Origin of the sequence: Ensifer sp. 2TAB8 (genome assembly GCF_052115125.1) — a bacterium.
GTDB lineage: Bacteria > Pseudomonadota > Alphaproteobacteria > Rhizobiales > Rhizobiaceae > Ensifer.
The window spans coordinates 1-21,752 of sequence record NZ_JBFRGB010000039.1; the positions used below are offsets into that span (position 1 = coordinate 1).

General features: G+C 61.0%; 18 protein-coding genes and 1 pseudogene. 9 read left to right on the plus strand and 10 right to left on the minus strand.

The features are described 5' to 3' along the window. Window positions 1–1,307: hypothetical protein (locus AB4Z53_RS33185; RefSeq protein WP_441599583.1), on the minus strand; the 1,307-nt coding region annotated here is incomplete at its 3' end. Between the two features lie 516 nt (window positions 1,308–1,823). Here AB4Z53_RS33185 and AB4Z53_RS33190 point away from each other — a divergent pair. Continuing rightward, a complete protein-coding gene (locus AB4Z53_RS33190) occupies window positions 1,824–2,750 on the plus strand; it encodes a transglutaminase-like cysteine peptidase (RefSeq protein ID WP_441599585.1) in 927 nt (308 codons plus the stop codon). A gap of 79 nt (window positions 2,751–2,829) precedes the next feature. Here the strand turns inward: AB4Z53_RS33190 and AB4Z53_RS33195 are convergent, their stop codons facing one another. From AB4Z53_RS33195 to AB4Z53_RS33215, 5 genes and pseudogenes are all read right to left on the minus strand, one after another. Continuing rightward, window positions 2,830–3,438 carry a ribbon-helix-helix domain-containing protein gene (locus AB4Z53_RS33195; RefSeq protein ID WP_441599587.1) on the minus strand — a complete coding sequence of 203 codons (609 nt, stop codon included), beginning with the start codon at window positions 3,436–3,438 and terminating at the stop codon, window positions 2,830–2,832. 3 nt (window positions 3,439–3,441) lie between these two features. After that, window positions 3,442–4,722: an HlyD family type I secretion periplasmic adaptor subunit gene (locus tag AB4Z53_RS33200; protein WP_441599589.1), complete on the minus strand. Its 1,281-nt coding sequence runs from the start codon at window positions 4,720–4,722 to the stop codon at window positions 3,442–3,444. Then, window positions 4,719–6,884, minus strand: coding sequence for a type I secretion system permease/ATPase (locus tag AB4Z53_RS33205; protein ID WP_441599619.1), 2,166 nt, complete (start codon window positions 6,882–6,884; stop codon window positions 4,719–4,721). The genes AB4Z53_RS33200 and AB4Z53_RS33205 overlap by 4 nt, the downstream gene beginning before the upstream one ends. 42 nt (window positions 6,885–6,926) lie before the next feature. Then, window positions 6,927–8,288: pseudogene (locus AB4Z53_RS33210) on the minus strand (TolC family outer membrane protein). A 446-nt stretch (window positions 8,289–8,734) separates the two neighbouring features. Further along, on the minus strand, window positions 8,735–9,496 hold the full coding sequence (locus tag AB4Z53_RS33215) for a GGDEF domain-containing protein (protein WP_441599591.1): 762 nt from the start codon (window positions 9,494–9,496) through the stop codon (window positions 8,735–8,737). Window positions 9,497–10,537: 1,041 nt separating this feature from the next. Here AB4Z53_RS33215 and AB4Z53_RS33220 point away from each other — a divergent pair. Next, window positions 10,538–10,744 (plus strand): hypothetical protein, encoded by a 207-nt coding sequence (locus AB4Z53_RS33220; RefSeq protein WP_113537269.1) that lies wholly within the window; start codon window positions 10,538–10,540, stop codon window positions 10,742–10,744. A gap of 107 nt (window positions 10,745–10,851) precedes the next feature. On the opposite strand, the gene AB4Z53_RS33225 is transcribed toward AB4Z53_RS33220, so the two are convergent. Together AB4Z53_RS33225 and AB4Z53_RS33230 are read right to left on the minus strand one after the other, a co-directional pair. Further along, window positions 10,852–11,472: a pentapeptide repeat-containing protein gene (locus tag AB4Z53_RS33225; RefSeq protein WP_441599593.1), complete on the minus strand. Its 621-nt coding sequence runs from the start codon at window positions 11,470–11,472 to the stop codon at window positions 10,852–10,854. A 165-nt stretch (window positions 11,473–11,637) separates the two neighbouring features. Further along, window positions 11,638–11,847: a dodecin gene (locus AB4Z53_RS33230; RefSeq protein ID WP_441599595.1), complete on the minus strand. Its 210-nt coding sequence runs from the start codon at window positions 11,845–11,847 to the stop codon at window positions 11,638–11,640. Between the two features lie 289 nt (window positions 11,848–12,136). Here AB4Z53_RS33230 and metB point away from each other — a divergent pair, with 289 nt between their 5' ends. Both metB and AB4Z53_RS33240 read left to right on the plus strand, forming a co-directional pair. Beyond that, entirely contained in the window at window positions 12,137–13,294 is a 1,158-nt protein-coding gene (gene metB, locus AB4Z53_RS33235) for a cystathionine gamma-synthase (protein WP_441599596.1), read from the plus strand. Window positions 13,295–13,438: 144 nt separating this feature from the next. Further along, a complete protein-coding gene (locus AB4Z53_RS33240) occupies window positions 13,439–13,768 on the plus strand; it encodes a hypothetical protein (protein ID WP_162768721.1) in 330 nt (109 codons plus the stop codon). Here AB4Z53_RS33240 and AB4Z53_RS33245 read toward each other — a convergent pair. After that, the gene (locus AB4Z53_RS33245) at window positions 13,729–14,442 is read right to left on the minus strand and encodes a 5-formyltetrahydrofolate cyclo-ligase (protein ID WP_441599598.1); all 714 of its coding nucleotides are present in this window, start codon (window positions 14,440–14,442) and stop codon (window positions 13,729–13,731) included. The two genes, AB4Z53_RS33240 and AB4Z53_RS33245, sit on opposite strands and share 40 nt — an antisense overlap. Before the next feature lie 117 nt (window positions 14,443–14,559). Between AB4Z53_RS33245 and AB4Z53_RS33250 the strand changes: the two genes are divergently transcribed. Continuing rightward, window positions 14,560–15,438, plus strand: a complete 879-nt coding sequence (locus AB4Z53_RS33250; protein ID WP_441599600.1) for a LysR family transcriptional regulator — start codon at window positions 14,560–14,562, stop codon at window positions 15,436–15,438. 33 nt (window positions 15,439–15,471) lie between these two features. Further along, window positions 15,472–16,593, plus strand: coding sequence for an HPP family protein (locus AB4Z53_RS33255; protein ID WP_441599602.1), 1,122 nt, complete (start codon window positions 15,472–15,474; stop codon window positions 16,591–16,593). Window positions 16,594–16,648: 55 nt separating this feature from the next. Here AB4Z53_RS33255 and AB4Z53_RS33260 read toward each other — a convergent pair whose 3' ends face one another. After that, entirely contained in the window at window positions 16,649–16,906 is a 258-nt protein-coding gene (locus AB4Z53_RS33260) for a DUF6894 family protein (protein ID WP_113537262.1), read from the minus strand. A gap of 433 nt (window positions 16,907–17,339) precedes the next feature. On the opposite strand from AB4Z53_RS33260, the gene ric reads away from it, so the two are divergent. The 3 genes from ric (at window position 17,340) to AB4Z53_RS33275 (ending at window position 21,678) form a co-directional block, all read left to right on the plus strand. Continuing rightward, a complete protein-coding gene (gene ric, locus AB4Z53_RS33265) occupies window positions 17,340–18,011 on the plus strand; it encodes an iron-sulfur cluster repair di-iron protein (protein ID WP_113537279.1) in 672 nt (223 codons plus the stop codon). Next, window positions 18,011–19,195 (plus strand): NnrS family protein, encoded by a 1,185-nt coding sequence (locus tag AB4Z53_RS33270; protein ID WP_441599604.1) that lies wholly within the window; start codon window positions 18,011–18,013, stop codon window positions 19,193–19,195. The genes ric and AB4Z53_RS33270 overlap by 1 nt, the downstream gene beginning before the upstream one ends. Before the next feature lie 158 nt (window positions 19,196–19,353). Next, on the plus strand, window positions 19,354–21,678 hold the full coding sequence (locus AB4Z53_RS33275; RefSeq protein ID WP_441599606.1) for a PBP1A family penicillin-binding protein: 2,325 nt from the start codon (window positions 19,354–19,356) through the stop codon (window positions 21,676–21,678). Window positions 21,679–21,752 lie beyond the last annotated feature (74 nt).

Below are 21,752 nucleotides of genomic sequence, written 5' to 3' on the forward strand. Positions count from 1 at the left end.
ACGTTGACGCCAGCCGGATTGTTGAGGTTGCTGGCCGCGTCGAACGACCAGGTCTTGTCGGAATTGACCGTCAGCGTGCCTTCGGCAAGCTTGAAGACTACAGACTGACCCGCCGTCAGTGTCAGGATCTGCGTCGTGTTGCCGACCGTCACGTTCACCGTGCTGACGCCGTCGGCACCCGCCGTCAGCGTCCAGTTGCCGGCAAGCGACTGACCTTCGACTACATTCGAAGTCTCCGGATCCGTGATGCCGATCACCGGAACGTCGTCGACGACATCGATGCGCAGCGTCGCCGCACCGGTTGCGCCATCACTGTCCGTGACGGTCAGATTGAAAATATCGCGGTCCTGTTCGACGTTCGTGCCGACGCCGGGCCCGGAAACTGGGCTGGTCAGCTCGTAGGTATATTGCGCCACGCCGGTGACCGGATCATAGGCGGTGATGGTCAGCACGCCGAACAGGCCGGCGACCGACTGGCCGACGAGGCCGCCGATTGCGAAAGTCTGGCCATTGATCGTCAGGCTGGAGACATCGCCGAGGCCATCCGGGTCAGAAATCGTAAAGAAGCCGTTGACCGAGGCGCTGCCATCGCCGGCGCGCGATCCGCCCGCGAGACCGGCTTCATCGACCTGCCGATCGCTCACAATGATGCCGCTCGGGTCGCTGCTGCCACCATCAGGGGTGATCGACGGATTGTCATTCGGATCGAGCGTGAAAGGTAGAAGCTCGGTCGCCTCAAGTGTCGGAAACTCCAGCGACGTCGGCGGCAGCAGATCGATGACCGGGCCGGCCTGACCGATATCGCCATTCTCGTCAGAGAAGCCGCCGCCGCTGCTCTGGTTCGACACCACACTGATACTGCCGTCCGGGCCTGCTGCGACGTTGATGCCGTTTTCGCCGAGCACGGCAACCAGGGTTTCCCGCGGAATTTCGGCGTCGCCAATGACGAAGGTCGGAACCTTCAATGCGGCGTTGTGAATAGTGATCGTCGAGCCGTCCGGCTGCTCCAAAACGATATCGGTACCGACGACCTTGATCTTCTCGATCGACGCGCCCGCGGGCAAATGCACCACGTTAGAGGCGTCCGCGGTGACCGTCGCCGGCATTGGTGGCGTCTGAGGTGCGGTCTCGGCGCTTTTCACCGGCGCTCCGGTTGCCGGGTCGACGAGCTGAGGTTCTCCCTCCGCTCCAGTCGCTGCCTGTGCCACCAATCGGTCAGCCTTGCCATCCGGCGCGTTGCGGAACTCGATTGCCTCTGCCTGCGTAGCGGCGGCTTCGTTGGAAATTGCGGTGCCTTCGGTTGCCATAGAAATACCCCTCGACCTTTGCGGGCAAGAAAACACCAAGCTTTTTGGATCGCAATCGGCCCCAGACAGATAAGCGAAAAACAGCATACTATGTTATGCCAATACCCAAAATTGGTGAGCTTAGTACAATTTTAGTATTTCTGGTCATCGGTCCCTAACCATGCGTCGTGCGGGCCGATGGCGACTCGGCAAGGTGCCCCCGAAATCGCGCTCCAACACCTCAGTCATCCGTTGGAGTTCGGGCGCGCGTTCATATCGTTGCAGGTAGCCAAGGAGAGATCGGCGAAACAAACGGGCGTGATCAGCAACCGCCGCGACAGGCCGGCAATGACGATGTCGCCGGTGTACTTGCAAGCCCTGCCGACGACCTGATCCAAAAGAATACATAAGTATAGAATTTGAATAAAATTTTATTCAAAACGTATTGTTGCGGGACATACTAAATAATACATGCCGCTTTACCGGCGTTTTTCTTTTCGTTCGTACAGTGTCCTCACGAAACCGAGAGACACGGCAATGAACAAGAAAAGCTGGCAGCACTGCGGAAAATACCTGAAGACTTCGGCGTTCGCGTTCGGCATGGTGGCGCTGTCTGCGACGTCATCCGTTCAGGCGGGCCAGTCCGGTATGCTGAACCCCGGCCTCTTCCAGCAGATGCTGAGCATGGCCAGCCCTCTGGCTGCCATCGCCACCGAGACGCTCAATACCTTGTCGAAGGAAGCTTCCGAGGCGTTGAAGAGCCAGCAGGTCCAGAAGGTGGCGGTGGCTGCGCGCCCAGGCATCAGCAGTCAGGCACCCGTTGCATCGGAGCCCACCGCCGTGTTCCATTCGGTCGCCTTCCGCGTTTCTTCCATCCCTGTGGCCCGCAAATGGAAGACCGTCTATCCAGCGGTCGTAGCAGCGGATTTCAACCACTGTGCGCAGGAGAGCGGCTGCGCCGCCCGCGGCATTCTCGGCAAGGCGATCGAAAACGCCAAGGAACTCGCATTCCGCCAGAAGATCAGCGGTATCAACCGCACTGTGAACCGAATTGTGCGCTACGTACCGGACGCTGAAAACTACGGTGCGAAGGACTACTGGGCAACGCCGGATGAGATTCTGGCCCGCGGCAAGGGTGACTGCGAAGACTATGCCATCCTGAAGATGGCTGCCCTGAAAGCCGCCGGGTTGCCGTCTGAGGCCATGTCGATCGTGGTGCTTCGCGATGTCCGGCGCAACCTCTATCACGCCGTACTCGCCATCACGACGAGCCAGGGACACTTCATCCTCGACAACCTGAGTGACGAGGTGAAGCTCGACCGTGCGCTTCCGAGCTATCAGCCGCTGTTTTCGGTGAGCGCCGATCGCTCGTGGATCCATGGCATCAAGACCACCGACGACAAGGTCGCGTCTGCCGCACCTCTTGCAGACGTCATGCCCGGTGAAGGCATTGCCATCCGCTGAAGGTCGTCCCTAAACGTCGACGGCTTCACTTCTCCATCAACGGTTCAGCCGTTCTCGCGACAGGCTGCCCAACGAACTCTCAGGCCAGGATAAAGCCGATGATCACGTCCTGGTCGGCGAGCGGAGCCAATGCGGCATTGAGCTTGCCGCGCGTCACCTGCCCCTGAACGCCGATCGTGAAGCCCGCGGGCTGCGGCTCGCCCGGAGCTGCCTTCAGTCGACGAACAAGATCGACGAACTGAACATCGAATGACAGCCTCAGACCACGTGCCGGTTGCGGTTGTTGCGATCGCAGCACCCGGGACTGGACGTAGGCGAGGAACGCGGGGTTGAAGGCGACAATGGTCTTGTTTCCGGTGAGCGCAAAGGCAGGCGTCGGACTGGCGCGAACCTGGCCGGCGACGACAGCCAGATTGCTGCGTTGCCTGGCGACCTTAAGCTCGTCGTGCATGTAGCGCGTGGCGACATAGCGCAAGCGCGCCGTGAGGTTGCCCTCGCCTTCGAGGTCCCGTTCACAGGCGCCAACGATGTCTGCAAGTCTTCGTCCCTGGCGCGCCGCGAGTTCGCCAAGGCACTGCCAATAGATTTCCTCAAGCTTGATCCCGCGGCGCTGACCGTCGACGGTGACGACGCGGAACCGCAGCGTGCTCAGGTCCTCATCGGACGGTGGAGCCTGCGTTTCGTTCATCCATCAGCGCTCCCGCAGAGCTTCCTCACGCGCCTTGTTTATCGGCTTCATCAGGTAGGCAAGGATCGTCTTTTTGCCGGTCATGATATCCACCGACGCAATCATGCCCGGCATGATCGCGTACTCGCGTCCGTCTTTCACCAGTGCAGCCGTGTCGGTCTTAACGCGCACGAGATAGTAGGTCTCACCATTGTTCTGGTCGACGAGGCTGTCGGCGCTGACGGTTTCGACGATCCCGCCGAGGCCGCCATAGATCGAGAAGTCATAGGCAGAGACCTTGATCAATGCAGGCTGGCCCGCGCGCACGAAGGCCACGTCGCGCGGTGAAAGCCGAGCCTCCACCAGCAGCGTTTCCGATGTCGGTACGACGCCGCCGATCACCGCGCCGGGCGTCACATAGGCGCCCACCGTATTGACATCCAACGTATTGATGATGCCATCGACCGGCGAACGAATATCGGTGTTTGCGACGCGACTGCTCGCCCCGCGGATCGTTTCGTCGATGACGGAAAGCTGCGAAAGCGCCTCGGTCTTTTCTGCCAGCGCTTCCTGCTTCAGCTGCAGGGAAAGTTCGGTTACCTGAAGCGAAGCCTCCTTGAGCGCGGCTTCCAGCTTGCCGACCGATTCCTTCCAGAGCGCGAGTTGCCCGCGCGTGTCGGTCAATTCCTTCTCGACCCGCAGCAGCTCCGTCTGAGCGATGAGCTTGCGCTTGGCCATCGGTTCGATGAGCCCCTGTTCGCGCTCGGTGACCTGCAGGCTTTCGGTCAGCCGGGTGATGTTGGCTTGCGCTTCCGCCAGTTCCTTCTGGCGCTGACCCTCGCGGGCCTGCATGACCGACAGCTTGTTGTTGAAATTTCCGGCCTTCGCCTGAAGCAGTTGCTCCTCGTTCGCACAGATCGCCGGCGCGGCCTTTGCGATATCTTCGGGGCAGTTGTACTTGGCGTCGTAGGCGCCGCTTTCCTCGAGTGCCAGGCGCGCGATCTGCGCGCGCAGCGACCGCGCCTTGGCTTCGAGTTCACCAAGCGACGAGCCGCTGGCTGTGTCGTCCAGCCGCAGGATCAGGTCACCGCGACGGACGACCTGCCCGGGTTGTACGGCGATTTCGCGTACGATGCCGGGTTCGCTCGACTGGATGATCTGCGTCTTGGAGACCGGAATGACCTTGCCTTCGCCGCGGGCGATCTCATCGACCTCGGCGATCGCCGCCCAGGCGACGAAACAACTGATCAGCAAGCCGATGACAAGCAGTCCGGCGCGCGCGGCAAGCGGCGGTTTCTCTGTCATACCGCCCCCTCCGCCGGCCCAGTGGGACCGGAGCGTCTTTGCAGCTGTTCGATGACTGCAGCTTTTGGGCCATCGGCGACGAGGCGTCCCCGGTCGAGGACAAGCAACCGATCGACGAGGCTCAGCATGCTGTGGCGATGCGTGGAGATCAGAAGCGTCACGTCGCTGCTGAAGACGTTGGAGAGCTTGTTGATCAGCTCGCGCTCACTGGCAAGGTCCATCGCTCCCGAAGGCTCATCGAGGAAGACGACCTTCGGCTTGCGCAACAACAGCCGGGCAATGGCGACCGCCTGGCGTTGCCCACCCGAGAGTTGCGAGCCCCGTTCACCGACCGGCATGTCATAGCCGCGCGGATGATGTGACACGAAATCGTCCACGCCGGCGAGCCGTGCTGCCGCAACCACCTCTTCATCGCTGGCGGTTGGGTTCGCCATCAGCAGGTTTTCCTTGATCGTGCCGGAAAACAGATCCGAATTCTGCGACACGAAGGAGACCGCCGAGCGAACGACGGAGGGATGCAACTGCCGGATATCGACGCCGTCGAGCAAGATACGACCGGCACTGGGCGCATAGAGACCTGCGAGAAGCCGGCCGAGCGTGGTCTTTCCCGAACCGATGCGCCCGATGATGCCAACGCGTTCGCCGGCCCTTATCGTCACGTTCATGCCGCTGACCACTTTGTAGTCGGTCCCCGGATAGGCAAAGTCGAGGTTGGTGAACGTGATGCTGCCGTTGCGGATTTCGCGGTTGACGAAGCCGATGGTGTCGGGCCGGTCCTCCGGCTGCTCCATCACCGCATTCAAAATGCGCAGCGCCAAGATTGCCTGACGCAGCCGGGCAAGCGTCATCGCGATCTGGCCGAGCGGCGCGACGGCGCGCCCGGCCAGCATGCTGGCCGCGATGATCGCGCCCGAGGAGATCTTGCCTTCCGTGAACTCATAGGCGCCGGCGACGACAATGCAGACCGTCACCAATTGCTGCACGAACTGCGTCGCGTGCGAGGCCCAGGAAGAGATTTCCTTGATCTGCTCGGACGTGTTGGAGGAGTGCTTGGCCAATTCGTTCCAGCGACGCAGAAGTTGCTTTTCCGAATGCAGCGTCTTTACCGTCTCGATCGCGCTGATCGTCTCTACCAGCAGGGCTTGACGCTGGGCAGATTCGTTCGATGCCGCGGCAACCCGGTTGCCGATCTTGTACTGCGCGACATAGCCGATCATGACGCTCAAAAGGAATGCGATCGCCGGGATGAGCGCGATCCAGCCCGCAACCGCATAGACGGCCGCGATGAAAACGAAGACGAAAAGGCTGTCGATGAGGGTGCTGAGCGTATTCGATGTGAAGAATTCGCGAACGAATTCATACTGCATCGCCCTGTTGGCGTATTCCCCCGTAGACGGTGGCCGCGATGCCATCGTCGCATGCAGGATTTTCTCGAACAGCATGTAGGAAAGCTTCAAGTCGGCCTTCCGTCCGGCAAAGTCGATCAGCGCGGCACGAACCGTCTTCAGCAGGAAGTCGAACAGGATGGCGGTACTGATGCCGAGCGCCAGGACCCAGAGCGTCGCAATCGCCTTGTTGGGAAGAATCCGGTCATAGACATTCATCGTGAAGAGTGGCGCCGCCAGCGCCAGCACGTTGATGAAAAAGGCCGCGATCGCTACTTGCACATAGGCTTGCCAGAAAGGCTTCACCGTGGCTGTCAGCCAATGCCGGCGGTCAATGTTGCGCGCCTCACCGACGCCGCGGCCGGACGCCGTATTGAGATAGGTTGCCGAGAAGGAGATAGCATAGGCAAGGCCGCCGAGCTGCAGCTCCGACAGTTTCACCGCCACTTCTCCGGGTGCAGCGGCCCTGTTCGAAACGCTCAAAGTGCCGTCAGGCGCCTCTTCCAGAAGCGCCATGGCGCTGCCGTCGCGAAAGACGAGCAGCAGCGGGTACACGAAATCACGATTGCCGATCGCGCGCCGGGAAACGGCTTCCGTTTCCAGGCCGACCCGCTCTGCGATACGAGAGACGTCCTCGGCGCTCGGCGACCGCGCGTCGAAAGGCACGTCGGAATAAAGCACGCTGTCCGACGAGGGACGATTCAAGAAGATACAGATCTCCTTGAACGCCTCGGAAAAGCCGGTCAGAGACGGGCCTATCTGCACATGCCTGTCAATGCTTTGCACTACCACAGATTGTGTCCATCCTGACGAGGACTATTATTTCTGCCGAATCGGCGCCAACAAGTCGAGCGGCAAGTCGTTCGTCTGACGCGACGGGACACGGCGATAGGTTTCCGTGGGCGGCGTAGCCGGGACATTGAACTCGTTGCGGGCATAGGCTTCGGCCTGGGCCGGCGCCTTGATCTGCATCGTCGAAAGGAGCTGCCCGGTCGCTGCAAGCAGGCGATACTCGGCAAACAGGGCGGCGTACTGCGAGGTTTTGGCTAGAACGCTGACGTTGAAACGCGAATTCTGCGCGCCGAGCACGTCCAGCAGCGAACGCTGTCCGACCTTGAGCTGTTCGCGATAGGACTCGACGAGCTGTACGTTCATCTGGGCCTGCGCGTTCAGCGTGCGAGAGATCTCGTACTGGCTGTTGCGGCGTTCCCAAGAAATGCGGACGGCTTCCTCGACCTCGCGATGGGCCTGGTGGAAGACCAGCCGCTGTTCGCTTGCACGGCGCATCTGCTCCTGCTCGTTGGCAATATCGATACCGCCACGATAGAGGTTCCACTTGGCGACGATTCGCGCCTGAGCATCCCAGCTGTTGCCGGTCTCGCCGCCGATATCGTTGCCCGTGCGCACGCGCCCTTCCGCGAACACTTCCGGAAGCATGTTCGAGCGCGCAGCCTTCACCTGCGAGTCGGCAACGCTGATGTCGGAATCGGCGGCCTTGATGCGCGGGTTGTTGCCGCGGGCAATACCGATAGCCGTCTCGAGCGTCTTCGGCAGGACGCCAGCAACCGACTTCGGCATCGACGGCTTCGTCAACGGCTGACCAACCAGGCGGTTGAAGCTGATCTTGACGGTTTCGAGCGCTTCCTCAGCTTCCTGCAGACGGGCCTTTGCCGACAAAAGGCGCTCGCTCGCCTGCTGGCGATCGGCATCAGTCAGCGCGCCGCCTGAAATTAGCGAGCTGATATCCGACAGGATCGACTGGTGCACGCCGACGTTCTTGCGCGCTTCAGCAACGATCTGCTGCTGGAGAATGTACTCGAAGTATTCACGGACGATCTGCAGGCCAATCGTCTCGGACCGCTCAAGGACGCGGAAGGAGGCGCTGTCAACGCGAGCAGCCTGACGCTCCAGCTCGGCGCGTCGGCCACCGCCGTCGAATAGCTACTGCGTAATCGTCAGACCGACGTCGGAAGGATAAAGTGGATCGTTTTCGATGGAGCCAAGCCGCCGGCTTTCATCTTCAAGATGCTGCACACCCGTCGAAGCTTCCATATCTACGCTCGGCAAGTATAGACCACGCGCTTGACGTAGCTCGAACTCGACAGCCTCGCGGTTCTCGATCGACTGGCCGATCTCCGGGTTCGATTCCATTGCGACCTGAAGCGCTTCCCTAAGCGTCATCGCTTCGGCGGCGCCACCTGCAAATACGGTCGACGCGAGCAGAATGGAAAAAAGCCCACCCTTAAAAGTTTTCCCCACTTTCAATATTATCCCCCTCGCAATCAGTACGTCATGCTGGCTAATCCGAGCGTACGTTACAACTGCCGAAATTTACCGATAGATAATACAGAGGTAATATAAAGCGGCCACCAATTTTGGGGTGGTCCAGCGGCGCTCGGGCCTTTCGCACGGCTATGTTGCAAAAATGGAACATCCGAGCCGCCGCAAGACATTCCGTTAACCCATTGAAATAAAATAAATCACACGCAGCGCATCAAGGCCGTTAGGCACCTCGGATTACTGCAACGTTGCCGTCAGTTCAACTCCCGCGCGAACTAGCCACTGTCTTTTCAGCCACTGCGAGCGAAGCTCGACCGTCTCCCAAGTCGACCCCTACGCCCGGTGATTCAGGCGGAAGGCAGTCGGACGAAATCGACGGTCTGGGTTCCTTCGCTGGCAACCATCACCGTCTCGGAAGCTGCTGCGCGGCGCAACCGCTCGAGGTCGACGCTGCCGTCAAACAATGCACCGCCAACGCTGAGCGCCAGATCGACCTTGCTGCCGTCGGCAGAGAAGTGCGCTGAAGCCAATGCCTTCGTCAGACGGATGGAAACCTGTTCAGCGTCCGACTCGCTTGCCCCGATCAAGAGAACATCGAAGCTCGCCGGGCCGGTACGTGCAACGATATCATCACGGCGCACCGACGTGCTGATCGTAGAGGCGACGAACTGGAGCAGCTCTTCGCTCCAGGCCGGTCCGAAAGCGGCGCCGACATCATCGAGGTTGTTGATTCTCAGGTGGATGAGCGCACCGTGAAGCTCTTCGCCTGCGCGTTGCCGGCGACGTTCGAGGCCGTTGACCTGCTGTACCAGCCCGCGGCCGGTTACACAGCCGGTTGTCGCATCGTGGGCAACGACATGGTTTATCTGATTGCGCAGGCGCTGGGCCCGGCGAAACTGTGTCGCTGCGAGGACGATCAGCGGTACGCCCATCAGCAGGGAGATCAGGGCGGCGCCAACCATGGCGGCCGCATATGGCCGATCGACGAGAGCGACCAGGCTGAGATAAACCAAAACCTGCGCGAGTACGACAAAACCAACGATGCCAGCGATGACATATCGCGCGATTCGCCAGTCCCTCTGACCGTTGAACTGTACTTCCCTACGCATGCATCGCTCCCGATTCACCAATGACGATCGGTCTAGCGCGAGTTTATGGATATTCCATTTCCAGGGTACCTACAACTTTATGCAGTACGGAGCATTCCGAGAAAAATGCTCCAAAACGGGATGTCCGAATCGCCGACAGTCATTTGCTGGCCCGTCCTGCAGGCATCGACGGGCCTCCAAGCGCCAGCGGCGAAGAAATGCGATTCGATGCCGGATGTCACCGTATAAAAAGGGGGGCTCGCGCGCAGAAACGCTGCCCGGAGCGGGCATCGGGCCAGCCAGCACATTGTGTCTAGAGGGGCCTACCCGGACAATTGCAAAAGGGTCGGGAACCCTGCCCGCCTTTCGGCGTTCCTATTGCGCCGGGTGCCTACGCCCGAAACTTTAGCGCCACGAAAGGATCCGATGATGTACGACAGGGAGCGTTGGCCGGAACAAAGGGCATCAACCGGACTTCCGGTCGGAATCATGCTTCTTTCAGCTCTGGCCATAACCGCCTATCTCGCTGTCGGCGGAGCCTATTCGAACGGTGGCGATCGCGCCGTCGTTGACATTCCCCAAACTACCGGAAAGTAGACCGCGCGACGCTGCAACGCGAGGTGGCCTCGTCCACGGTCGCGGGCCTTCAATGCGTGTCGCCATGCGTGAAAACGGGGCGGCTCCTCCTCCGTCCCGTAGTTCACGACAGGCTGAGAATGTCTCTGCAAGCAATGCCGTGAGTGACCGGCAATGAATCCGGCGAGCATCACGGGATACCGCCCATCCGGTGGCCATTCACGAGCGATCAACGTGACAGTGACAGCCGCCCAAGGCAACGAATCAAACGGGTGGCGAACTACTCAATTTGGGTTAGCTGGACGCCAAGGGCTTGCGAGTGCAGCGCCTGAGGCGGGGGATCGGGTCTGTTGAGCGGCGTTTTCATCCGGAACAGGCAAATCGGGCTAACACGCATACGGATCTTTCCGACTAGCTCTCGGTGCGAGTCTTCTATGTTTGCCAAATTGACGATATGCCACAGGTTCGAACCTAGCAGGAGACATCATGGAAACCGTCGAGATCAGCGGCCGTAGCGACTTCGCACTTTGGGCCATCCAGCGTGCCCAGGAAATCGTCACGGCCGAAGGCGCCGCCTTTGCCATGGCCGCTCGCGACATGGATGAAGAGACGCTCGCCGAAACTGCAGCCGCGCTCGGCAAAGCCATCAGCGAAGCCATGCTCGAGGTCTTCGACGGCCTTACAGCCGAGTGATCTGGTCTCTCGGAGCCCCTAGGCACCGAAGAAAGACAGTGCGTCAAGTCCGCATTGGAGCGGAGTCCACTCTCATACCCGCCAGCCAAGTCTGCTTCCCAAAAGCGTCATTTCGGTCGCACGTCGAGGCCGAGCGCCTCGGCGATGGTGATGGTCTGGTCGATCGTGATGACCGCATCCTTGATTTGGACATTCTCCGGGTCGATCGCGCTGAGGTCGCTGCCCCTGAGGTCGCAGGCCGTGAAGTCGACCCCGTGTAGCCAGGCGCCGGAGAGATCGACATCCCGCAGCGAGCCACCTTTGCAGGAGGCGCCTGTCAGGTCCGCTTCCCGCAGGCGGGTTTCCTTGAAGGATGCGCGGCCGAGAGCGGCACCGGGCAAGCCGACGAACGACCAGTCGCCGCCCGCGACCTGCATTTGATCGAAATCGCAGGCGTCGAACATGCTGCCGACGAATTTGCACTCGGTAAAACGGCTGTCGAAGAATTTGCAGGACACGAAGGTACAGTTCACGAACGCGCTCGCCTGATGCGACGAGGCATTGAAGCGCGCGCGCCGGAAGGTGCATTCGCGGAAAACGACGCCAACCGTCTGCGCCTCGGTCAGGTCGAGATCGGTGAACAGGGTGTTCCGGTGACGCTCGCGATCGATCTGTCGGCCATACCAATCCGCGCCGGCAATGGTGATTTCGGTCTTCGGCGGAGCTTCACCATATCGTCGTTCAGCCATCATCCATCCATCGCGCTCGGCACGAGCGTCTGCCGTTTCGTGGACCTGGTCATCGCCCGACGTCAGGGAGGCGGGCAACGATCTCGCTACCAGCGAGTGCCATAGCCTATTCAGAATTTAGGGTCGATGGCGCGGCACAAGCGCCGGGATCAGCCGGATCCCGCGTCAGTCGTCAATCCGGAACCCGACCTTTATGACCACCTGGTAATGCGCCACTTCGCCATCCTTGATGTGGCCTCGGATCTGATCGACCTCGAACCATTCGAGATTTCTCATGGTTTTCGAAGCCCGCGCGATCGCCGTTTCGATCGCCTCCGTGACGGAAGACTTCGAACTGCCGACGAGTTCTACTTTCTTGTAGACATGGTCACTCATGACACCCTCCCGGTTGCCTCTGGAAGCTACCGACAAGCCTACAACCAAATCACGAAAACAGCACCTCCGCAGCGAGGTGGAGAATCTTGCGCCGCTGGGAACGCATGCTTGCGGCGGCCATCTATCAATCGGTGGTGCAGCCGCCGCCGTTTCGTCCTCTGCCCTACCCATCCCAACCTCGCTTATCACTTGACGTTTGGCGCCCATGAGAATGACATTGAGATATCATTCTCAAATTGGGAATGAATCCGGGTGCTTTATCGCAGCAAGCTCAGATCAGGAGACACAGATGGAAATCGGCCCGAGGGACGCACGCACGATCGCAGCGGTCAATGGCATTGCAACCGACAGCGCGTTCGGCGCCGTCACACCTCCCATCTACCTGTCTAGCAATTACGTATTCCCGGCCTTGGAGGCCCCGGGAGCCTTCGAGTATTCCCGCACAGCCAATCCGACCCGGAGCCTGCTTTCGGAAACACTCACCTTGCTTGAGGGCGCCGCCGGCGCGGTCGTGACCTCATCGGGAATGGCGGCGATCAACCTGCTTCTCGACCAGTTGAACCCGGGACAGAAGGTCGTTGCTCCTCATGATTGTTATGGAGGCGTCTACCGTCTCCTGGCGTCCAGGCAGGCCAAAGGTCATTTCGATGTGCAGTTCGTCGACCAGTCCGATCATGCTTCCGTGGCAAGAGCCTGCTCGCCAACGGTCACACTGGTGCTGATTGAAACACCGAGCAATCCCTTGATGCGGGTCACCGACATCGGCGCCATTGCCGAAATCGCCCATTCTGCAGGCGCCAAGGTTGCGGTTGACAACACGTTTCTGTCGCCGGCGCTGCAGCGGCCGATCGCGCATGGTGCCGACTTCGTGGTCCACTCCACCACCAAGTATTTGAACGGCCACTCCGATGTTGTCGGTGGCGTCGTCGTTGCTGCCAACGCGGCCGACGTCGAGCCGCTCCGCGACTGGGCGAACCTCACAGGCGTAACCGGGTCTCCCTTCGACAGCTATCTCACGCTGCGTGGCATTCGAAGCCTGTTCGCGCGCATCGAACGACAGCAGATCACCGCGATGGCGCTTGCAGAGTTTCTGGAAGCGCAGCCACAGGTCAGTGCCGTTCACTATCCGGGTCTCGCCTCCCATTCGGCGTATGGGTTGGCCTGCAGGCAACAATTGGGGTTCGGCGCCATGCTGAGCTTCGATCTTCATGGTGGCCTCGAGGCAGTACGGCGCTTTGTATCGAACATCAGGCTCATCACACTGGCGGAGTCGCTCGGTGGGGTAGAGAGCCTTATTGCGCACCCGGCCACGATGACCCACGCGTCGATGGGCGCCGAGGCGCGTCTTGCCGCGGGCATCGGCGACGGACTGCTTCGCATGTCCGTCGGTCTCGAAAGCGAACGCGACCTGAAAATCGACCTTGCCCAGGCCTTCACCGCCACGTGATATTGCACAAGGAACGGGCAATCGGGTCCGTGTTCGCTGGTTTTTCCCGCAGATCGGGTGCCCCAGCGCGGAAAACACGGCTCCGTGCAGATGGCCCAACTCTTGCTTCACATCATCTGAAACATCCAACCAAGGGATCGTCGGATGATGTGGAGTGGGTTGCTGCTGTCGCTGCTGCTGAGCGTTTCAATGGCCTTCAGCCTGACGGAGTTGAGTTTCGTGCGCAATGGCGGTCGCCAGCAATCGCGTGGCGATGCGGTGCGAGCGACGCTCGCGATGACGGCTGGGTTGACCGCCTTGGGACTGGCATTCAGTCGTCAAGGGCCGTCGCTGGGTGCCATGGCAGTCGTTGCCGGCATAGCGCTCTCATGGCTGGCGGCACGGTTCGCCTCGCGCACCGTTGCTCTCGCCGTTGCCATCCTGTCGCTCGGCTTCTATCTGCAGTTCGCAGAACTTGCACCATTCAGCCCCTGACCAGGACCGCATGAAAGGGTCCGTCCTTCGGTCACGATCGCATCCATCGCGATATCGTGCCATTGTGGTCTGATGCTCTCCATTTTTTGCTGTTCGAAGCCGACGCCGATTACGAATGGCTTCGATTGAAGGACAGCGAGCGTGCGATCGTAATAGCCCCCGCCATAACCCAGGCGAAAGCCACTCTCGTCAAACCCGACGAGCGGAGCAATGACGATGGTCGGCTGAACATCCCGTCCGTTGGAGGGAATCGGTATCCCCCAAACACCTTTCTCAAGCGCCTCGCCGGCGCGCCAGGACCGAAAGCCCAGAGGCTTTGCCTTGGCGACCACCACCGGAAGCGCACAGTCTGCACCACGGGCGATCAGCGTGCTCATCCACGCGCGCAAATCCGGTTCGCCACGGAACGGCCAATACAAAGAAATCGTTTCGCCTCGAACGTTGGGCAAAAGCTGGTCGAGCGCGGTGACGATGGCGTCTGTGCTTGCCGACCGTTCTACACTCGGAATGCCCTGCCGCGCGGGTATCAGCCTTTTTCTCTCCAGCTCCCGCCATTGCGCAACCGGGAGCGCTTTCGGAAACTCGATGCCCATATAGACCGGATCCACCTCATGCATCAGGCACGGCGGTGACGAAAAGCCCGGCGGAATATCGTCCTCATCAGGCGTGCACATGATCGACGGCCTTTCTCCGTTTCCGGGAATGTTTCGAACGCAGTTTCACCGGATCACCTTGATTATCGTTTCCTATTCGAGAACAATAAAGCAGCTTCATTCCTTTCGCAGACAAAAATGGACTTCACGACTCTTGAGATCTTCCTTCTGGTCGCCGAGCGCACCAGCGTGACCCGTGCTGCCGCCGAGATTGGCCGTGCACCATCCAACGTCACCAACCGAATTCGCGCACTCGAGGAAGAATTGGGCGCCTGTCTGTTCAACCGCGACGCCAAGAAGATGACGCTGACGCGCGAGGGGCGCGTTTTCCGATCCTATGCCAGCCGGCTGGTGGCGCTCGCGGACGAGGCGCGCAACGCGCTAAAGCCGACGGCTATGCCGGATATTTTGCGGCTGGGTAGCATGGAGAGTACCGCCGCCAGCCGTCTGCCGCCGGTTCTGCAGACGATCAACCGAGCGCACCCGAGCTTGGCGCTGAGGCTCACCATGGGGTCAACGGAGGAGCTGACCCGGGCCGTGGTCGCGGAAGAAATCGACTGCGCTCTGATCGCTCGTTTACCAGGTGATATCGCGATACCGGGATCCGACTTTCTCAAGGAACTCGATAGCGATCCGATCTACCGCGAAGACGTGTTGATCGTCCTGCCCGCATCGCATCCGCCGATTAAGACCGCACTGGACGTGCGCGTGAATTGGCTGGCGGCACTCGAACCCGGATGCACCTATCGTCGTGTCGCGGAGCAATGGGCACGGTCGTCGACAACGATTGCGACCAAAGAGGTTTCCTCCTATCACGCCATACTGGCGAGCGTTGCAGCCGGCGATGCGATCGGTGTCGTGCCTCGATCGGTGTTTGAACTGATGGACTGGCCGGGCGCTGCTCAGATCCATTCCTTGAGCGAGATTCAGACGCTGCTGGTCTATCGCAAGGAGGCCCCGTCGCCTGCGATCGACATCCTGCGCCGCGCATTGCTTGCGGATGCTCGCGTCCACTGAAAATATCGACCACGCACTGCCACAGGTGACTGCATGACCAATTCGCCCAATCCAACGCCCTCGCAACCACCGGGCCGTCGTTTCTTCGCGCCGATCCTGGCGGGCGCGACATTGAGAGAGCGCCTGATTGCGTGCGTCGGAGCGTTGGTCGGCATCCTCCTGACCGGCATGATCAGCGGTAGCATCTTTGGTGGTGGCGCCAGCCTCCCGTTGATCGTGGCGCCGATGGGCGCATCCGCGGTTCTGCTCTTTGCGGTTCCGGCGAGCCCGCTTGCCCAGCCATGGTCGATCGTCGGCGGCAATACGATCTCCGCGTTCGTCGGCGTCCTGTGCGCGATGTTCGTGCCGGACCCGTTGATCGCAACCGGTCTTGCGGTGGCGATAGCGATTGCGGTGATGTCATTTACCCGTTGCCTGCACCCGCCAGGCGGCGCTGCGGCACTGACTGCGGTGCTCGGCGGACCCGTCGTTGCAAGTTGGGGGCTTCTCTTCCCGCTGGTGCCTGTCGCCCTCAATTCGTTCCTGCTGGTGGCGCTGGGGATCCTGTTTCACAAACTGGCGAGACGAAACTACCCGCACGTGGTCGCGCCGCCGGCAAATACGCACGCAACGATCGATCCGCCCGCTAGCCGCCGGGTCGGCTTCACAGGTGCGGACGTCGACGCCGCGCTTGAAGCGCTGGACGAAACGTTCGACATTAGCCGCGAGGACCTCGATCGCGTGCTGCGCCAGGTGGAATTGCAGGCGGCAATCCGGGCGACGCCTCACATTCTATGCCGGGATATCATGTCGCGCGACGTCATCTGCGTCCATAAGGACGACAGCAGCGAGGACGCACGCTCCTTGCTTCTCAAGCACAATATCCGCGCCCTTCCCGTGAAGGATGGGAACGAGAGGCTTGTTGGCACAGTTGGGCTCAGGGAGTTGACCGAGCCCGGTGCCACTGTCGGCAGCAACGTCGCGGCGCCAGTGGTCGCTCGCGCAGACGATCGCGCGATGAGCCTGCTGCCGGCACTGACCAGCGGAGCGATTCATGCGGTCATCATCGTCGATGAAGACCATCAGGTGTTGGGGCTGATCTCGCAAACTGACCTGTTGGCGGCGGCGGCGCGCGCCCTGTTCGACCATAATGCAGGCCATGAACAGGCTGCGTAGGCTTCGCTTCGGCCCACCCAGGGCGGGCCACATCCCGAGGCAGATCGGCAAGGGCTCAATGCAACGAGACTTGCCGTGTGGGTTCTCTCACATGATGCACCAAAGGCGCGTCACGCGATATCAGCCGCGCAACCAGACGCCCCGACGCCGTGACCACATCGATGACAGCGTCGTGATAGTCGTCATCCTTGGTCAACTCATCGACGATCCTCTGGCCATAGGCGACAGCTGGACCGTCTGACGGATACTTCCGGCCAACTTCGTCGCGGCTGACGACGCCTGCTGCATAGATGTTGAACAGATAGCGGCGCATGATATTCCACTCCTTACGGGATGCCGCGTCGTCTCTGGCCAATCTGAAGCAACCGAAAGCGCTATCAACGGCATTGCGAGGGTTTGAAATGACCCTGCAAAATATCGCGAGCTCATCTCCTTGTCGCGTGACCCGAGCGTGACATTTACTTTCCGTCAAGCGTCATCTCTCTCGCCGCATCGGGCGGAACCAACCGGCACGACAAATCGGCGCGCGAACCGATATGCGGCACGGACTGTTTGCGCCGGCACAAAGACGAAGGTTCTCCCCCCACCTAGACAAGAACGACCTCTGCGTCGCACGACCGCCCGAAGCTCTGCCGGCGCAGGACGGGGAATATGCGTTGCCGCCAATCGCAGACGATTTCAGTGCGTTCGAGGTCGTTCTGGCGTCGCGCGGATCCCGTCAGCAAGCATCCAACAAGGAACAGATGATGACCGCTCTCAACCTCGAAAGCACAGTCGCCACGATCGCAGCCGAACTACCGGGGGCCGCGGAACTCTTCCGCCGTTACGGCATCAGCTTCTGTTGCGGTGGCAAGATGTTGCTGTCTGAAGCCGCGCTCAAGGCCGGCATCGCCCCTTCGGCGCTGCTGACGGAACTGGAAGCGCTTGAGCGTTCCGCAAGTCGAGATGCACCCGAGGAGACTGCCGATCTGATCACGCATCTCCTTCACCGGTACCATCAAACGCATCGTGCTGAGCTGACCTGGCTGATCCCGCTTGCCCAGAAGGTGGAGCGCGTCCACGGCGGCCATCCGTCGGCACCGATCGGGCTTTCCCAGGCCCTTGAGGCACTACGGGACGAGCTTGAAAGCCACATGATGAAGGAAGAGCTCGTCCTCTTCCCGATGATGCAGCGTGGCGACAACGAGGCGATCTCCTATCCGATCACGCAGATGCGGCGCGAGCACGACGACGAGGTGGAACATCTAAGAACGATCGAGCATGTCACTCACGGGCTTTCCCTGCCGGAGGGTGCATGCGGTTCGTGGACCGCACTTTATACCGGGTTGCGTAAACTCACCGACGATCTCGTCACGCACATGCATCTCGAAAATTCCGTCCTGTTTCCGCGCTTCGAGGCCGGCCCCCAGACGGTTTGATGATCTCACCGCCAAAGGCGTCGACTTCGGTCTGGCAGGCGCCACACCGACCCCTCTTCTTTCTGGCGGGTCTATGGGGGCTCGTTACGCCTGTGGTCTGGCTTCTTCCCGATGGGATCGGGCCGGACAAGGCTGACTGGCATCGCCACGAGCTTCTCTTCGGCATGGCCGGGGCGGCAGCGGGAGGCTACCTGCTGACTGCCCTGCCCGCCTGGACAAAGAAGGGCCCGGTCTCACCTGAACTCACCATGTTTGCGACCATTCTCTGGTGCGCGGCCCGTCTGACGACGGCATTTTCTGCGTGTCTGCCGGTCGTCGCTACCGCAATCGGGATGTCTGCCTACTTCGTGCTCATCGCGGCGGTTCTCTTCCGTGGCGTTGTGTCTGGTGGAGCAGCGCACCGGTTCTGGGCGCCGTTCGCGATGGCGCTGATTGGCGTGTTGAGCCTCCTGTGGCTGTTTGGAGAACCGGGCCCAGCCGACGGCGTGCCGCGGATTTTCCTCGTCTTGATTATCCTGATCGGCGGTCGTGCGGCGCCGGCTTTCACACGCTCCTGGCTCGAACGGTCCGGCGAGGCCGGTCTCGTTCGGGATCAGGCCGGACTTTCGTACCTCGCAATTGGCGGGATCTTGGCGGCGACCGGCCTCAACGCCGCCGGACAATCGACGGCAGAGGGCATCGCGCTGGTGTTGTCCGGCCTGGCGCTCGCTTCGCAAATGCGCGGTTGGCAAAGCCTCAGAGCCCGTGGCTATCCGGCACTCTTCATTCTGCATCTGGCTTTTGCCTGGACGCCGGCGGCTTGTCTGCTCATCGGCTTCGCGATCATGTATCCAGATCGGCTGTCCCCGGCGGCTACCGCGCATGCGGCAACCATGGGGGCAATGGGAACGATGATGGCGGCCCTCATGATGCGTGCGGCGATGGTCCGCGACGAAGGCTTGCTCATACTTGACCGCAAGATGGCATACGCCTTCACGCTTATCTGTTTTGCCACGATGATCCGGGTTCCCGCCGATTGGATCGGCAGCGCCTATTTCGATCCCATAGCCGCCGCGGCTGCATGCTGGATGTTGGCATGGGCCCTGTTTCTTGTCGCCTTTGCACCGGCAATACGCGGTCCCGTTCCCAGACCAGTCCTCAGCGCTGACAGAGCGCGGCCGCCGCAGGCCGAACCCGTACAATAAGTTTTGCGGGAGCTCTTTCGAACCCGCCGGGCCACCGTTTCGAGGGCGATTTTCTCTGTTGGAAACATCTGCCTGGCAGCCAATTCCATAATGCATCAAGAACATTGTCAGGCCACAAGGTCGCGCTAGATTCCGGAATATCCTTTTAGCGGTAACCGATGCCACGCCCTCCCAAGACCTCGACCCAAATTGCCAACACCACTCGTAAAGGTGCCGATCACCCCGAGGGCTCGGAATCGGTTGTCGAACATGTCGAGCTCCGGACGGGCGCTCCGGCTCCGTCGGACGAACCCGGTCAATCGGCGGAACCGACCTCTCCCCCGACACCCTTCGGTCAAAGCGGACAGGCAGCTCGCCATCTGCTGCGTGCGCTCGGCCACGATTTGAAGGTGGGCTCGACCTTTGCCGGTGAGAAGGCCAAGCTCGCGGCATCCCATCTTAAAGCGAGGTTCAGGCCTTCGAATGGAGACGACGCGGCGCCTGCCGTCGTCGACGGTCCCCGCGAGCGGTTCGTGGCTGCCCTGGCGAACGTCGGCAGCCGACTTCGCAATCTACGCAAAAAGCCCTCCAAAGATCGCCCGAACACCTCCGCGAGGTCAAGCAGCTGGAAGATTGTCATAGGTCTGGCTCTCCTCGCCTGCCTCCTTCTTCCGGGAAGTGTGCTCATCTGGGCGCTGAAGGATGTCCCCTGGAGTGAGATCCGGGATGGAACCCTCAAGCCCATCGTAGTGCTGGAAACGGCGGACGGAGGACCGCTGGTGCGGCAAGGGCCCTATCAAGGGCCTTATGCACAATTCGATCAATTCCCGCCGCAACTGATCGATGCCGTGCTGTCGATCGAAGACCGCCGGTTCATGGACCATTTCGGGGTCGATGTCAGGGGGATCGGACGGGCGCTGGTCCGGAACTTCGAAGCCGGTTCGGTGGTCGAGGGTGGCAGCACCATCACCCAGCAGCTGATCAAGTTGCAATATCTCGACAGCGATCGAACGATAAAGCGAAAGATACAGGAGTTCGTCATCGCGCTTTGGCTGGAGTGGAAACTCGGCAAGCAGGAAATTTTGACACGCTACCTCAACAGCGCCTATCTCGGCGCCGGCGCGACCGGCATGCCTGCGGCCGCTCGGATCTATTTCAACAAGGACATCGGCGCACTCAACCTGCCGGAATCGGCGATGCTGGCCGGGTTGTTGCGGGCACCGAGCCAGTGGAACCCGATCGACAACTTTGACGGTGCGCGGCAACGCACGTCCGTCGTGCTCGACACGATGGTCGCCAATGGCAAGATCACCGCAACCGAGGCAGCCGACGTCAAGGCGAGCTTCGCCACGCTCCACCCGACGACACCCACACCCCGTTCAGGAAGCTGGTTTGCCGACTGGATCTCGCCGCAGGTAAGCGAAATCGCCGGTGCATCTCCGGGTTCAACGACGGTTCGCACGACACTGTCCCCGCAGTTGCAACAGATCGCTGAACGGGTCGTGAGGAATGCCCTGGACACCGAAGGAAAGAAGGTGGGCGCTTCCCAGGCCGCCTTGGTCGCGATGACGCCGGACGGCGCGGTCGTCGCCATGGTCGGCGGCCGCGATTACAAGCAAAGCCAGTTTAACCGCGCGGTCACGGCGAAGCGGCAACCGGGCTCCACTTTCAAGCTATTCGTCTATTATGCGGCCCTGAAGGCCGGGCTTACCCTGAACGATCAGGTCCTGGACGCGCCGATCGACATCGACGGCTGGTCGCCGGAAAACTCCAGCGGCGGCTATCGCGGCTGGGTCACGATTGCCGAGGCCTTCGCCCGGTCGCTGAATGCGCCGACGGTGGCGCTTGCGCAGGAGGTGGGGCTCGACAAGGTGATCGCCGCTGCCCGCGAACTCGGCATAAGCGCGCCGCTCGCCAACACACCGTCGCTGGCGCTCGGCACGTCGGAGGTCAGCTTGCTTGATCTCACCAGCGCCTATGCCTCCGTCCACCTCGGCAAGGCCCCGGTGGAGCCCTGGGGCATCATCGATTTCCAGGCGGCCGGGCAGCCGGAGGCGTTTCGTGTCGGTTCACAGACCGCGCCTTCCATTGACCTCTCCGCTTACCAACCCGATCTCGTTGGCCTTCTGCAGCTGGTTGTCGAGCGCGGAACCGGGCGTGGCGCAGCGCCCGGCGCCTTCGCGGCCGGAAAGACCGGTACCAGCCAGAACAATCGCGATGCCTGGTTCGTCGGCTTTACCGAACCACTGGTCGCCGGCGTATGGGTTGGCAATGACGACGACACTCCGATGAAGGGGGTGACGGGCGGGGCCTTGCCGGCACACATCTGGCGAGACTTCATGCGGGAAGCGATGGCGGCGCCCGCGGCAGGAACGCTTGTCGAGAGCCCGGCTAACCCGCAGTCCTGCAATATCACGGCCTGCTCCCGCAGCTATCGTTCCTTCCGGCCCTCGGACTGCACCTACCAGCCCTATTACGGCGAACGGCGACTTTGCGAAAAGTGAGTCTCGCTTTGGCATAATCTGCCCCCTGGAACAGGAAGCAGGAAGCCGTGAGCGTGCTGGCGAATATCGTCGGC

Excerpts from the sequence above, each read along its gene's own strand:
- AB4Z53_RS33190 (WP_441599585.1), top strand. The coding sequence starts at position 1,824 with ATGAACAAGAAAAGCTGGCAGCACTGCGGAAAATACCTGAAGACTTCG.
- AB4Z53_RS33195 (WP_441599587.1), bottom strand. The coding sequence starts at position 3,438 with ATGAACGAAACGCAGGCTCCACCGTCCGATGAGGACCTGAGCACGCTG.
- AB4Z53_RS33200 (WP_441599589.1), bottom strand. The coding sequence starts at position 4,722 with ATGACAGAGAAACCGCCGCTTGCCGCGCGCGCCGGACTGCTTGTCATC.
- AB4Z53_RS33215 (WP_441599591.1), bottom strand. The coding sequence starts at position 9,496 with ATGCGTAGGGAAGTACAGTTCAACGGTCAGAGGGACTGGCGAATCGCG.
- AB4Z53_RS33220 (WP_113537269.1), top strand. The coding sequence starts at position 10,538 with ATGGAAACCGTCGAGATCAGCGGCCGTAGCGACTTCGCACTTTGGGCC.
- AB4Z53_RS33225 (WP_441599593.1), bottom strand. The coding sequence starts at position 11,472 with ATGGCTGAACGACGATATGGTGAAGCTCCGCCGAAGACCGAAATCACC.
- AB4Z53_RS33230 (WP_441599595.1), bottom strand. The coding sequence starts at position 11,847 with ATGAGTGACCATGTCTACAAGAAAGTAGAACTCGTCGGCAGTTCGAAG.
- metB (WP_441599596.1), top strand. The coding sequence starts at position 12,137 with ATGGAAATCGGCCCGAGGGACGCACGCACGATCGCAGCGGTCAATGGC.
- AB4Z53_RS33240 (WP_162768721.1), top strand. The coding sequence starts at position 13,439 with ATGATGTGGAGTGGGTTGCTGCTGTCGCTGCTGCTGAGCGTTTCAATG.
- AB4Z53_RS33245 (WP_441599598.1), bottom strand. The coding sequence starts at position 14,442 with ATGTGCACGCCTGATGAGGACGATATTCCGCCGGGCTTTTCGTCACCG.
- AB4Z53_RS33250 (WP_441599600.1), top strand. The coding sequence starts at position 14,560 with ATGGACTTCACGACTCTTGAGATCTTCCTTCTGGTCGCCGAGCGCACC.
- AB4Z53_RS33255 (WP_441599602.1), top strand. The coding sequence starts at position 15,472 with ATGACCAATTCGCCCAATCCAACGCCCTCGCAACCACCGGGCCGTCGT.
- AB4Z53_RS33260 (WP_113537262.1), bottom strand. The coding sequence starts at position 16,906 with ATGCGCCGCTATCTGTTCAACATCTATGCAGCAGGCGTCGTCAGCCGC.
- ric (WP_113537279.1), top strand. The coding sequence starts at position 17,340 with ATGACCGCTCTCAACCTCGAAAGCACAGTCGCCACGATCGCAGCCGAA.
- AB4Z53_RS33270 (WP_441599604.1), top strand. The coding sequence starts at position 18,011 with ATGATCTCACCGCCAAAGGCGTCGACTTCGGTCTGGCAGGCGCCACAC.
- AB4Z53_RS33275 (WP_441599606.1), top strand. The coding sequence starts at position 19,354 with ATGCCACGCCCTCCCAAGACCTCGACCCAAATTGCCAACACCACTCGT.